11 protein-coding genes and 4 pseudogenes are annotated in these 12,801 nt (G+C 70.7%); 10 read left to right on the forward strand and 5 right to left on the reverse strand.

What is annotated here, in order from left to right; all coding sequences use genetic code 11:
- Nucleotides 1–17 precede the first annotated feature (17 nt).
- The 10 genes and pseudogenes from ACZ3TS_RS22545 to ACZ3TS_RS22590 form a co-directional block, all read left to right on the forward strand.
- Nucleotides 18–1,001, forward strand: a complete 984-nt coding sequence (locus tag ACZ3TS_RS22545; RefSeq protein ID WP_467620565.1) for an ABC transporter substrate-binding protein — start codon at nucleotides 18–20, stop codon at nucleotides 999–1,001.
- Nucleotides 1,002–1,317: 316 nt separating this feature from the next.
- Nucleotides 1,318–2,082 carry a GNAT family N-acetyltransferase gene (locus ACZ3TS_RS22550; protein ID WP_467620568.1) on the forward strand — a complete coding sequence of 255 codons (765 nt, stop codon included), beginning with the start codon at nucleotides 1,318–1,320 and terminating at the stop codon, nucleotides 2,080–2,082.
- A gap of 47 nt (nucleotides 2,083–2,129) precedes the next feature.
- On the forward strand, nucleotides 2,130–2,240 hold the full coding sequence (locus ACZ3TS_RS22555) for a putative leader peptide (RefSeq protein WP_467620571.1): 111 nt from the start codon (nucleotides 2,130–2,132) through the stop codon (nucleotides 2,238–2,240).
- A gap of 113 nt (nucleotides 2,241–2,353) precedes the next feature.
- A complete protein-coding gene (locus ACZ3TS_RS22560) occupies nucleotides 2,354–3,565 on the forward strand; it encodes an LLM class flavin-dependent oxidoreductase (RefSeq protein ID WP_467620574.1) in 1,212 nt (403 codons plus the stop codon).
- A 21-nt stretch (nucleotides 3,566–3,586) separates the two neighbouring features.
- A complete protein-coding gene (locus tag ACZ3TS_RS22565) occupies nucleotides 3,587–4,996 on the forward strand; it encodes an NtaA/DmoA family FMN-dependent monooxygenase (protein ID WP_467620577.1) in 1,410 nt (469 codons plus the stop codon).
- A pseudogene (locus tag ACZ3TS_RS22570) lies at nucleotides 4,993–6,077 on the forward strand (LLM class flavin-dependent oxidoreductase). The gene ACZ3TS_RS22565 and the pseudogene ACZ3TS_RS22570 overlap by 4 nt, the downstream one beginning before the upstream one ends.
- Nucleotides 6,070–6,528, forward strand: a pseudogene (locus ACZ3TS_RS22575) (LLM class flavin-dependent oxidoreductase); the annotation flags it as partial. The pseudogenes ACZ3TS_RS22570 and ACZ3TS_RS22575, both read left to right, overlap by 8 nt.
- A 102-nt stretch (nucleotides 6,529–6,630) precedes the next feature.
- A complete protein-coding gene (locus tag ACZ3TS_RS22580) occupies nucleotides 6,631–6,804 on the forward strand; it encodes a hypothetical protein (protein WP_467620580.1) in 174 nt (57 codons plus the stop codon).
- Nucleotides 6,805–7,175: 371 nt separating this feature from the next.
- Nucleotides 7,176–8,051 carry a glutathione S-transferase C-terminal domain-containing protein gene (locus ACZ3TS_RS22585; RefSeq protein WP_467620583.1) on the forward strand — a complete coding sequence of 292 codons (876 nt, stop codon included), beginning with the start codon at nucleotides 7,176–7,178 and terminating at the stop codon, nucleotides 8,049–8,051.
- Nucleotides 8,052–8,150: 99 nt separating this feature from the next.
- Nucleotides 8,151–8,735: pseudogene (locus ACZ3TS_RS22590) on the forward strand (flavin monoamine oxidase family protein); the annotation flags it as partial.
- On the opposite strand, the pseudogene ACZ3TS_RS22595 reads toward ACZ3TS_RS22590, so the two are convergent.
- The 5 genes and pseudogenes from ACZ3TS_RS22595 to ACZ3TS_RS22615 form a co-directional block, all read right to left on the reverse strand.
- Nucleotides 8,616–9,337: pseudogene (locus ACZ3TS_RS22595) on the reverse strand (permease); the annotation flags it as partial. The pseudogenes ACZ3TS_RS22590 and ACZ3TS_RS22595 sit on opposite strands and share 120 nt — an antisense overlap.
- Before the next feature lie 115 nt (nucleotides 9,338–9,452).
- On the reverse strand, nucleotides 9,453–10,334 hold the full coding sequence (locus ACZ3TS_RS22600; protein ID WP_467620586.1) for a metal ABC transporter permease: 882 nt from the start codon (nucleotides 10,332–10,334) through the stop codon (nucleotides 9,453–9,455).
- Entirely contained in the window at nucleotides 10,331–11,227 is an 897-nt protein-coding gene (locus tag ACZ3TS_RS22605) for a metal ABC transporter ATP-binding protein (RefSeq protein ID WP_467620589.1), read from the reverse strand. The genes ACZ3TS_RS22600 and ACZ3TS_RS22605 overlap by 4 nt, the downstream gene beginning before the upstream one ends.
- Nucleotides 11,228–11,238: 11 nt before the next feature.
- Nucleotides 11,239–12,174, reverse strand: a complete 936-nt coding sequence (locus ACZ3TS_RS22610; RefSeq protein ID WP_467620592.1) for a metal ABC transporter solute-binding protein, Zn/Mn family — start codon at nucleotides 12,172–12,174, stop codon at nucleotides 11,239–11,241.
- A 169-nt stretch (nucleotides 12,175–12,343) separates the two neighbouring features.
- Nucleotides 12,344–12,781 (reverse strand): Fur family transcriptional regulator, encoded by a 438-nt coding sequence (locus tag ACZ3TS_RS22615; RefSeq protein WP_467620595.1) that lies wholly within the window; start codon nucleotides 12,779–12,781, stop codon nucleotides 12,344–12,346.
- Nucleotides 12,782–12,801: the final 20 nt, after the last annotated feature.

The following is a 12,801-nucleotide window of genomic DNA, read 5'->3' on the forward strand; positions in this document are numbered from 1 at the left end:
AAGCAAGGAGCACCACCATGTCCACCTCGATCACCCGCCGCACCACCGCAGCCGCGCTGGGACTCACCGCCGCCCTCGTCCTCGCCGCGTGCAGCAACCCCGACGACGGCGGCACGACCGAGGTCGCGGCCACGTCGGGCAGCAAGACGAAGATCAACATCAGCCCGGACCAGAACCGCATCACCACCGACAAGGTCGACTCCATCGCCGCCGAGGTCCCGGAGAAGATCCGCAAGAGAGGCACCCTGGAGATCGTCGACTCCTCCGGCTCCGCCGCGCCGCTGACCTTCTTCGCCACCGACGACAAGACCGTCATCGGCGTCGAGCCCGACATCGCCTCTCTGGTCGCCGACGTGCTCGGCCTCAAGCTGCACATCAACACGGTCTCCTGGGAGAACATCTTCGTCGGCCTGGACAGCGCCAAGTACGACGTCGGCTTCAGCAACATCACCGTCACCGAGGAGCGCAAGGAGAAGTACGACTTCGCCACCTACCGCGAGGACAACCTGGGCTTCGAGGCGAAGAAGGGCAGCGGTCTGAAGATCACCGGGCCCGAGGACGTGGCGGGCAGGACGGTCGCGGTGGGCAGCGGGACCAACCAGGAGAAGCTGCTGATCGAGTGGAGCAAGGAGAACGAGAAGGCCGGCCGCAAGCCGGTGAACATCAAGTACTACCAGAACGACAGCGACACCTACCTCGCCCTCCAGTCCGGCCGGATCGACCTCTACCTCGGCCCCAACCCGACCGCCGCCTACCACGCGGCCACCACCGGGAAGACGGAGGTCGTCGGCACCTACTCCGGCGCCGGCGCCACCCTCCAGGGCCTCATCGCGGCCACCACCAAGAAGGACAGCGGCCTGGTCGAGCCGCTCGCCGACGCCCTCAACCACGTCATCGAGAACGGCACCTACGCGAAGGTGCTCGAGCGCTGGGGGCTGTCCGACGAGGCCGTGACCAAGTCGGAGATCAACCCGCCCGGCCTGCCCAAGACCAACAAGTAGCCGACCCGGGGTGCGCAGGCCGTAGAACGCCTGCGCACCCCTGCCTTCGCACAGGAGTACAGGACACGAGGCCATGCCCCGCGAACTCCACGTCTCCATCGAACTCGACGGGACCGGCCACCACCCCGCCGCGTCCCTCACCGCCGCCCACTGGATCGGCCGTCCTGCTGGCCGCCTCCGTCACCGTCCCGTCCGCCGCGGCTGCCGTGGTGGAGGAGCAGCCACGCTCGTCCGTGGCGCTCGACTGGTACGACACCGGCGGAATTTCATGCAGCTGCAATGATTCATCCCTGAACTGCCTGCTAGACATGGTGGGGTGATCCCCTCAGCGCCGGCCAAACCGAGCACACACCTTCTGGACAACGCGGTCTGGGCCGCACTGGCCGGCCCGCACGCCCGCTTCGCGGAACGGGTGGGCCGAGCCGCCCGGTATCCGGCCGACGTCTATGCGTTCGCCGCCGTCGCCGATCCGGCGGATCCTGCCGCCTGGGCGGACCTGCACACGCTCGTGGGACCGGAAACCGTCGTACGCATCAAGGGAGTCGAGAGTGTCCCGCGTGGCTGGGAGGTCGTCGGCGGCGGACGGGGCGTCCAACTGGTCGACACCGCGTTGCGGGCCGAGCCCGCCCCGGAGGCCGTGCGGCTCGGGTTCGACGACGTACCGGAGAGCCTGGACCTGGTCGCCCGCACCAGACCGGGACCCTTCCTGAAGCGGACCGTCGAACTCGGCACCTATCTCGGCATCCGGCACCAAGGGCGGCTTGTCGCCATGGCCGGCGAGCGAAGCGAGATGGGGGTCCCCCCGGCCGGAGGCTGGGGGAGGCTGAGGCTGCCCGGCTGGACGGAGATCAGCGCCGTCTGCACCCACCCGGCGTACCGCGGCCGTGGACTGGCCACCCGGCTGGTGCGCGCGGTCGCCGCGGGCATCCGGGAACGCGGGGACACCCCGCTGCTGCATGCCTCCGCGACCAACACACAGGCCATCCGGCTGTACGAGTCGATCGGCTTCACCCTGCGCCGCCGGACGAGGAGCCTCCAGGCGCGCACGCCAGGAACACACCGCGGAGCCGGGGCGTTGTGACTCACGACGGAATGTGCACTACGGCGCGGCGGACGGAGGTGCGGCACATGCGACACCTGCCCCACCCCCGTGTCCTGAACCCGCGCCGCGTCGTCCGCCTCCACTCCCGGCCGCACATAGATCTGCAGCGCGTGGCCGGCGCGCTCTGTCGCCCCTGACCTTTCCCCCAGCCTTCGGCGGTAGACCCCGTCCCGCTGCGCTCGTCACCGCCGTGCCCCTCCCTGCGCGAGGGCCGGTGATCTCGTAAGGACTTCCAGGAAGGCACCCACTCGTGTCCTCAACACCCCCTTCTTCCCTGCACCTTGCCGTCGCCCTGGACGGCACCGGCTGGCATCCCGCCTCCTGGCGTGAGCCGGTGTCCCGCCCCCGGGACCTGTTCACTGCCGCCTACTGGGCCGATCTGGTCGCGGAGGCCGAGCGCGGCCTGCTCGACTTCGTGACCATCGAGGACGGCCTCGGCCCGCAGTCCTCGCACTTCCTGGACCCGGACGAGCGCACCGACCAGGTCCGCGGCCGCCTCGACGCCGTCCTGATCGCGGCCCGCATCGCCCCGCTGACCCGGCACATAGGCCTGGTCCCCACCGCGGTGGTCACCCACACGGAGCCCTTCCACATCTCCAAGGCGATCGCCACCCTCGACTACGTCAGCACCGGCCGCGCCGGCCTGCGGGTGCAGATCACCGCCCGCCCGAACGAGGCCGCGCACTTCGGCCGCCGCACCATCCCGCGCATCGAGGCCTACGACAGCCCGGCCGCCCAGGAGGTGGTGACCGACCTCTTCGACGAGACCGCCGACTACGTGGAGGTGGTGCGCCGCCTCTGGGACAGTTGGGAGGACGACGCCGAGATCCGGGACGCCGCCACGGGCCGCTTCATCGACCGGGACAAGCTGCACTACATCGACTTCGAGGGCAGGCACTTCAGTGTCAAGGGCCCCTCGATCACGCCCCGCCCGCCGCAGGGCCAGCCGATCGTCAGCGCCCTCGCCCATGACACCGTCCCGTACTGGCTCGTGGCCCGCGCCGCCGACATCGGCTACGTCACCCCGTACGACGCCGACGACGCCCGCGCGATCGTCGCTCAGATCCGTGCCGAGCAGAACGCGGCGGGGCGGGCCGCCGAACCTCTGCATGTCTTCGGCGACCTGGTGGTCCTCCTCGACGACGACCCGGCCGCCGCGACCGCCCGCCGGGAACGGCTCGACGCGCTCGCGGGACAGCCGTACACGAGTGACGCCCTCATCTTCGCCGGCACTCCCTGTGAACTCGCCGATCTACTGCAGGAGTTGCACAGCGCCGGGCTGACCGGCTTCCGGTTGCGTCCGGCCGTCGCCGGCCACGACCTCCCGGCGATCACCCGCGGTCTGGTCCCTGAACTCCAGCGCCGGGGCGTCTTCCGCCGTGCGTACGAGGCCGACACCCTGCGCGGCCTGCTGGGCCTGGCGCGCCCCGCCAACCGCTACGCCGCAGCTGCCACCGCCTGAGCCGGAGGGACGTCCACGACCATGAGCAAGCCGTTGAAGCAGATCCACCTGGCCGCCCACTTCCCCGGCGTCAACAACACCACCGTGTGGAGCGACCCCCGGGCCGGCAGCCACATCGAGTTCAGCTCCTTCGCGCACTTCGCCCGGACCGCCGAACGCGCCAAGTTCGACTTTCTGTTCCTCGCCGAGGGACTCAGGCTCCGCGAACAGGGCGGGAAGATCTACGACCTGGACGTCGTGGGCCGCCCCGACACCTTCACCGTCCTCGCTGCGCTCGCCGCCGTCACCGAGCACCTCGGCCTGACCGGCACCATCAACTCCACCTTCAACGAGCCCTACGAGGTGGCCCGCCAGTTCGCCAGCCTCGACCACATCTCCGGCGGCCGCTCCGCCTGGAACGTCGTCACCTCCTGGGACGCCTTCACCGGCGAAAACTTCCGCCGCGGCGGATTCCTGCCCCAGGAGGAGCGCTACTCACGTGCCAAGGAGTTCCTGGCCACGGCGAACGAACTCTTCGACTCCTGGCACGGCGACGAGATCCTCGCCGACCAGGAAACCGGCACCTTCCTGCGCGACGCCAAGGCCGGGGCCTTCGTCCACACCGGACAGCACTTCGACATCCACGGGCAGTTCAATGTCCCGCGCTCGCCGCAGGGCCGCCCGGTGATCTTCCAGGCCGGCGACTCCGACGAGGGTCGCGAGTTCGCCGCGTCGAGCGCGGACGCGATCTTCAGCCGGTACGCCACCCTCAAGGAGGGGCAGGCCTTCTACACGGACGTCAAGAACCGCCTCGCCAAGTACGGCCGCCGCCCCGACCAGCTGCTGATCCTGCCCGCCGCCACCTTCACGCTCGCAGACACGGACGCCGAGGCGGAGGAGCTGGCCAAGGTGGTGCGCCGCCAGCAGGTCAGCGGCGCCACCGCCCTGAAGCATCTGGAGTTCGTCTGGAACCGGGACCTGTCCTCCTACGACCCCGACGGGCCGCTCCCCGACATCGACCCGGACGTCAGCGACAGCCACATCTCCAAGGGCCGCGCCCAGGTCCGCATGTACCGGGACCCTCTGGCCACCGCCCGCGAGTGGCGCGAGCTCGCCGCCGCCAACAACTGGTCGATCCGCGACCTGGTCATCGAGACCGGCAACCGGCAGAACTTCATCGGTTCGCCGGAGACCGTCGCCCGCACCATCAACGAGTTCGTGCAGGCCGACGCGAGCGACGGCTTCATCCTCGTCCCGCACATCACCCCGGGCGGCCTGGACGAGTTCGCCGACAAGGTCGTCCCGCTGCTCCAGGAACAGGGCGTGTTCCGCACGGAGTACGAGGGCCCAACCCTGCGCCACCACCTCGGCCTGGCCTTCCCCCACTCTCGGCTTCGCTCGAGCGGGGGGACCCCCATCGACGAGGTCCGCGACGAGCGGGTGGCGTCGTGAAGTTCCTCGCCATCACCCTGATCGTGCACCGCCCGGACCCGATCACCGGCGTGCAGAAGACGACCCAGGACCGCTTTCGCGAGGTCCTCGACAACGCCCTGCTCGCCGAGGAACTGGGCTTCGACGGCTTCGGCGTGGGGGAGCGGCACGAGCGGCCCTTCATCTCCTCCTCGCCGACCGTCGTCCTCAGCCACATCGCGGCACTGACCCGGCGCATCCGCCTGTTCACCGCCGTGACCACGCTCAGCCTTCTGGACCGGTGCGTGCCTACGAGGACTACGCCACCCTCGACCATCTCTCCGGCGGACGCCTGGAGTTGATCATCGGCAAGGGTAACGGCGCTGCCCAGCGCGAGCTGTTCCATGTCACTCCCGAGGACCAGTGGGACCGCAACGCCGAGAGCTACGAGGTGTTCCGGCAGATCTGGCGGCACGACAAGGTGACCGCGGTGACTCGGTTCCGCCCGCCGCTGACGGACGCCGAGGTGTGGCCGCGGCCCTACCAGCAGCCCATCCGGGTCTGGCACGGCAGCGCCACCAGCAAGGAGTCGGTGGACCTGGCCGCCCGCTACGGCGACCCGCTGTTCTCGGCGAACGTCACCAACCCCATCGAGCCGTACGCCGAGTTGATCAGGTACTACCGCGAGCGCTGGGAGTTCTACGGTCACGACCCGGCGGAGATCGCGGTCGGCGCCGGTACCGCCGGGCTGCTCGTGACCCCCACCTCCCAGGAAGCGATCGAGGTGTACCGGCCGATCTTCGAGTCGACGCTGGCGTTCCAGAGGCAGTTCGGCCTGCCGGTGGTCTTCGAGACCGTGGAGGACTTCGTCGAGCACAGCTCCGCCCTGATCGGTAGCCCGCAGCAGATCATCGAGAAGGTGCACCGCTACCACGAGCGGTTCGGGCACACCGTGCTCCATCTGCACGCGGACGCGAACGGGTTGACGGATGCTCAGCACCGCACCTCGCTTCAGCTCTTCCAGTCCGAAGTCGCCCCGGTACTGCGCCGCGACATCCCGGACCCGCCCTTCGCCTGGGGACCGGTCCTGCCCGTCACCGAGGAGGAGCCCGCCCATGCCTGACATCCCCCTCGGCGTCCTCGACCTGGTGCCGATACCGTCCGGCTCGACGGCCGCCGACGCCCTGCGCAACTCCATCGACCTGGCACAGCAGGCCGAGCGCTTCGGATACGCCCGGTACTGGTTCGCCGAGCACCACCTCAACCCGGGCGTCGCGGGTACGTCCCCCGCGGTCGTCCTCGCGCTGACCGCCTCCGCCACCTCCACGATCCGGCTCGGCTCCGGCGCCGTACAGCTCGGCCACCGCACCGCGCTCAGCACGGTCGAGGAGTTCGGACTGATCGACGCCCTGCACCCGGGCCGCTTCGACCTCGGCCTGGGCCGCTCGGGCGGCCGCCCGCCGGGCCAACCGGCCGGAGCTCCTCCGACCGCCACCCCGGTCGTGGACGGCCGGGCCCCGAACGGCCTCCTCATCCCGCCCCGCTTCTCCTTCGAACATCTCCTCGGCTCGCCGGCCAGCAGGGCGAGGACGTCGTCGATCTGCTCGGCGTAGTCCTGGGACTCGGCGCCGGGCAGCAGGCTGGCCCGCGCCGGACTGGGCGCCGCGCTGCTCGCCGTGCCCGGCGGCCAGCACCCCGAGGGGCTGACCCCGGTCGAGGGCTTGCCCACCGTTTCTCCGGTACGGCTCAGCGCACGCCCCGGGCATGGTGCGGACCCCTCGCTGACCGGCGCCGCCGTCGAGGCGGTCCGCGCACTGCTCGCCGCCTGTGAGACCGGCCGCGCGGCCTGACCGCACCGATCGGCCCGCACCTCTCTCACGTGGTGAGACGTCCCGGTGCGGTTTGTGAGGGCCTCTTGACTCGACTTGGCCGCGGCCTGACACTCCACTAGGGAATCCTAGTGAATTGGTAGGGAAGCATGGATCGTGCTGCGCTGGACCTCGGCAGCGACGCTGTCCGTGTCGCTGTCCGGCCGCTGCCCCTGCTGACATCCCGCCGTCACATCGATCTCGTACGTGTGTGCAGTGCGGCAAGTTCCCCGTACGTCGGTGGCCCCGCCCCCACCTGACCCTCCCGCGCACCTACCACATTCCGGCCGCGCCGAAGCTGTCGCGCGCAGTCGCCGTCGTATGCCCGTGACCGAGCACTCCGAGGGAGACGTATGCCCGCCTCATCCCCGACAGCCGTGCCGTCCTTCCGGAGCAGGATCGGCTGTGACGCGCGCAGCGGTTACTACGCTGCGCCTCACCGCTACCGGCTCCACCTCTCGCCGTCCTGTCCGCACTGTCTGCAGATCGCCGTCACGCACAGCCTGCTCGGGCTCGACGACACCCTCCCGGTGACCCTGCTGCCCGCCGTCCCCGACGCCCCGGACGGCGGGTATCGTGCGCTGCGCCCGCTGTACGAGGCCAGCTCGCACCAGCATCGCGGACCGGCGGTGGCGCCGGTCTTCAGCGACGGCTGGACCGGCACGATCGTCAGCACCCACACCCCCGACATCCTGCGGGATCTCGCCCGACAGTTCGGTGGCCATGGCCCTGATCTCCACCCGCGCGGCGCCGAGGAGGCGATCGAGGCCGTCGGCCGGCTCTGCGAGCGGGGCATCACCTGGGCCGCCCAGCGCGCCGGCGAGTCCGGTGGCGACCCGGCGGCACGTGACATCGCCCTGGCCACTCTCCTGCGCGCGCTGGACGTGCTGGAGTGGCGGCTCGGTTCCCGGGAGCAGGTGCTGGGTGGCGAACTCACCCTCGCCGACGTGCAGTTGTGGGTCACACTGGTGCAGCTGGACACGGTGCACCGCCACCACCTGGACGCCGCCGCCGTGCACCGCATCACCGACCACCCCCGTCTGTGGGCGTACGCACGGCGTCTGACGGCGCACCCCGCCTTCGGCTCCCACCTCGACCTTGACGGCATCGCCCGCAGGCACCACGCCCACTGCCGGGGCGAGGAGGCAGCCGGCGCGGCGGTGCAGATCGTGGACTGGTCGGCGTACGCACGACATGAGGCACCGGAGCCGGCGCGGCAGCCCGGCTGACCGGGAAACGGGGGGCGGATGCCCGGCCTCCGGCGGTTTCATGCGACTGCAATCCTGCCTCCACCATCCGCCCCGCACCGCTGCATAGCCTCCGGTGACATGACGGACACCCACACCGCCAGCACCTTCGACGAGCAGTTCCGGTTCCCCTCGGACCTGGTGGAGACGCACCGCGGCGCCACAGGCCGCGTCGCCGTGATCGGCGGCGGCATCTCCGGACGGGCCTGTGCCTACGAACTGGTCCGCCGAGGGCTGGAGGTGACGGTGTACGAGCGGGCGGGCCGTCCCGGCGGCCGCATCCGCACGCTCCGCTTCTGGGACGGCACCCACGGCGTGCTGGGTGCGATGCGGCTGCCCTCCAACCACCACACCACGCTGCGCGACGTCCGCCAATTCCGGGTGACCACACGGACGTTCGTCAACGCCAACCCGGACGCCTACCTTCACCTGCGCGGACGGGCGCAGCCCGGACTGCACGTACCGCAGGTACAGGGCGCTGAACAGCGAGATCCGCAGCACGGCGGTGCCCACCAGCAGCAACAGCACGGCCGACCCCGTACCGCCTCACAGCAGCCACCACCCCACGAGCACACTGCTCATCAGCGCGGCCGCCCAGGTCACGGACGAGAACCGGACGGTGAAGGCCCGGCCGAACGTGCCCGCCTGCAGCGCGATCAGTTTCAGGTCGACCATCGGCCCGACCACCATGAACGCCAGCCGCGCGGTCGGCGCGAACCCGCTCAGAGAGGCGGCCACGAATGCGTCGGCCTCACTGCACACGCACAGCACCACGGCGAGCAGCGCCAGCAGCGGGACGGACAGCCAGGCCGATCCGGTGAAGACGTCGAGGACCGAGCGCGGCACCCCGATGTTGAAGGTCGCCGCTGCCGCCGAGCCGAGCACGAGGAAGCCACCGGCGTGCAGGAAGTCGTGCTGCAGCCCGGCCGTGAAGGCACTCGCGCGCGAGGTCCCGGATGCGGTCGTGGGCGGCTTCGGCAGACGCAGCCACTCCTCCCGCCCGAAGCGCGCCCACAGCCGGCGCATCACGACGGCCGTGGCAAGGGAGGCGACGAGGCGGGCCGCCACCATCAGCGGCTGCCCGGGGAACGCGATGGACGTGGCGACGAGGACGACGGGGTTGATCGCCGGTGCGGAGAGCAGGAAGGCGAGCGAGGCGGCCGGGGCCGCCCCGCGCCGCATCAGGCTGCCGGCCACCGGCACGGACGCGCACTCGCACCCGGCAGCACCGCACCGGCCACGCCCGCGACCGGCACTGGGCGCGGCGGTGGCGGGTGTTGCTGCGTGACGGACGGGTCTTCACCTCCACCCCGCCGGTCACGCAAGCGGCTTGACTTCGTCATTGAGACTCCTGGACAGGTGAGCACTTGGCTGCCCTGGTGTTCAGGCGGGTTGCGGGGTTGCCCTCCTGGCCCCCCACCGTCGGGTGCGGTAGCTGCCCGCCAGTCGGCAGACGGCGTAGATGGTGAAGGAGATCGTGGTGACGTAGGGGCTGATGGGGATGCTGCTGCCCAGGGCGAGCAGGATGCCGCCCTCGATGGAGACGACGGCGAAGACCACGCTGAGCAGCGGCAGCAGCACCGGAGACGCGGTGACGCGGGCGGCGGCCGCGGCGGGGGTGACGAGGAGGCTGAGGACCAGCAGGGCACCGACGACCTGGATCGAGAGGGCCACCGCGAGGCCGAGCGTCAACATGAACGCGAAGGACAGGGTGCGCACCGGCACGCCGCGGGCCTCGGCGACGTCCGGGTCGGAGCTGGCGAACGTGAGTGGCCGCCACATGGCCATCAGGGCGATGAGCACGACCGCGGACGTGCCGAGCAGCCAGGTCGTCTGCGGGGTGTCGACGGCGACGATCTGGCCGGTGAGCAGGCCGAACTTGTTGGCGGCACGGCCCTTGTAGAGGGCGAGGAAGAGCACGCCGAGGCCGAGGCCGAAGGGCATGAGGATGCCGATCACCGAGTTGCGGTCCCGGGCGCGCACGCCCAGCACGCCGATCGTGCCGGCCGCGAGGAGCGAGCCGACGATGGAGCCCGCCACGACGTTCGTCTCCAGCAGCAGCGCGGCCGAGGCGCCCGCGAAGGACAGCTCGCTGATGCCGTGCACCGCGAAGGGCAGGTCGCGCATGATGACGAAGACGCCTGCCAGGCCGCCGATCAGGCCCAGTGCGACCCCGGCGATGAGGGAGTTGCGGACCAGCGCCAGCAGTTCGCCGTAGTTGTCGAAGCTGAAGATCTGGTGCCAGATCCCGTCGGCGAGCGTCATGGCCGTGCTCCGTCGATCTCGTGGACGTCAAGGGGGTCGTGGGCTTCGTGGGGGTGGTGGGGTTCCACCGCCGGCTCGTCGGGTGCTCCGACGACCACGATGCGGCCGTGGACGCGGACGACGTCGACGTGGGTGCCGTACAGCTGGGACAGCGACTCGGAGGTCAGGACCTCGTCCGGTGTGCCGACCCGGTAGCCGCCCGGGGCCAGGTACAGCACGCGGTCGACCAGGCCGAGCACCGGGTTGATCTCGTGGGTCACGAAGACCACGGAGGTGCCGTGGGAGCGGCGGCGGGCGTCCACCAGCTCGGTGACGGCGCGCTGGTGGTTGAGGTCGAGGGAGAGCAGCGGCTCGTCGCACAGCAGGATGCGCGGATCGGTCGCCAGAGCCTGTCCGATGCGTACGCGCTGCCGTTCGCCGCCGGACAGCAGGTTGATGGGCACGTCGGCGTAGGCGGAGGCCCCCACCGACTCCAGGATCTCGTCCACGCGGCGGCGGACCGCCGCCGTGCGCAGCCGCAGACCGAAGCGGTGCCCGTCGATCCCGAAGCGCACGAGGTCGCGGGCGCGCAGCATGGCGTGCGCGGACAGCGCCGCCTGCTGGGGGACGTAGCCGATGTGCCGGCTCGCCTCGCGGGGCGGCCGGCCGAGGACGGTCAGCGTGCCCGCGGACAGCTGCTGTCGGCCCAGCAGGGCCTTGACGAAGCTGGTCTTGCCCGATCCGTTCGGGCCGAGCACCGCGAGGAACTCCCCGGGCCGTACGTCGAGTTCGAGGTCCCGCCACACCACGCGCGGGCCGTAGGACAGGGCTGCGCCGCGCAGGCTGATCACCGCGGGGGCGTCGGCACCGCTGGCCGTCGGCCTGTCCTGACGTGCGCGGGGTACGGGGGCCATGTCCGGCCGCCTCACTTGTTCAGCGCGCTCGCGAGCGCGTCGACGTTGTCGGTCATCCAGCCGAGGTAGTCCTTGCCCTGGGGCAGGGTCTCGGTGACCGGGACGACGGCGATGCCGGCCGCCTTCGCCGCGTCCTCGACCTTCTGGGTCTGGGGTCCGGACGTCTGGGCGTTGTAGACCAGCGCCTTGACCTGCTTGCCGCTGTACAGCGCGAGGGTCTCCTGCAGGATCTTCGGGGAGACGTCGTCGCCTTCCTCGATCGCCGCGCTGTACTCCTCGGGTGTCTTGTTGACCAGGCCGCTCGCCTCGGTCATGTACAGCGGCACGGGCTCGGTGATGCCGATGCCCTCGCCGCCATGCTTCTTCTTGATGTCCGCTTCCTTGGTCTGAAGCGGCGTCAGCTTCGCCTTGAAGGCTTCGGCGTTCTTGGTGAAGGTCGCGGCGTCCGCGGGATCGGCCTTGCCCAGAGCGGCGGCGATCCGGTCGGCGATCTTGGCGACCGTGGGGAAGTCGTACCAGACGTGCTCGTTGAGCTCGCCGCCCTTGGGGGCGGTCTTGCCGGAGACCTTGACCGCGTTGATCACCTCGGCGGAGGAGTTGCTGCTCTTGAGCATCCGGTCGACGAAGTCGTCGTAGCCGGCGCCGTTCTCGATGACGACCTTCGCCTTGGACAGCGTGAGCTGGTTTTGGGTGTCGGCCTCGTAGGAGTGCGGGTCCTGGTCGGGGTTGCTCATGATCGACGTGACGTCGACCTTGTCGCCGCCTATCTGCTTGGCGATGTCGCCGTACACGTTCGTCGAGGCGACCACCGGGATCGCGGACGAGGACTTCGCGCCCTGCGAGGTGCTCCCGTCGCTTGAAGAGTCCGACGAGCTGCCGCAGCCGGCCAGTAGCGCCAGGGAGGCGCCGGTTATCAGCGCGAGACGTCGGGACGAGGGCGTGCGCATGGGTCCTCCACGGCGGGTGCGAACAGGAAGGTCTTCGTGTGTGGCAAGTCGCCTCGGTCCAGTCCGGACCGGCTGTGCACCACGCTAGATGGAAACGAATGTCAACACCATGGCTGGATCTAGCTGATATGACAATCGTTGCCAAGCCTTGACCCGCGCCACGGGCCGACTACGGACGGGCTGCGCGCTCGCGCGACTGACACTGCTCGCAGATCCCTGTGAGCTCGACGGTGTGGTCCACCTCGGCGAAGCCGGCGGCCTCCGCCACGCCGTCCGCCCAGTGCTCGACGGCCTCCGCTTCGACGGCCCGGCTGAGGCCGCAGAGGCGGCAGACCAGGTAGTGCCGGTGGCCGTCGGCGGGCCGCGGCCGGTAGAGCCGTTCGCCGGTCCGGTCGCGTACGACGTCGACGCGCCCGCCCTGCTCCAGGGCCCGCAGGGTCCGGTAGACGGTGGTCAGGCCCACCGCGGTGCCCTCGGTGGCGAGGGCCTCGTGCAGCTCTCGCGCGGAGACGAAGTCGGGGCAGCCGCGCAACGCCCGCAGGACGGCGACCCGCTGCTGGGTCGACCGCCAGGCCGGCAGCCATTCCCCGGCAGACGAACCGCGCATGACGCTTGCCTCCCGCCCTA

This window comes from Streptomyces sp. NPDC022910 (assembly GCF_055561075.1).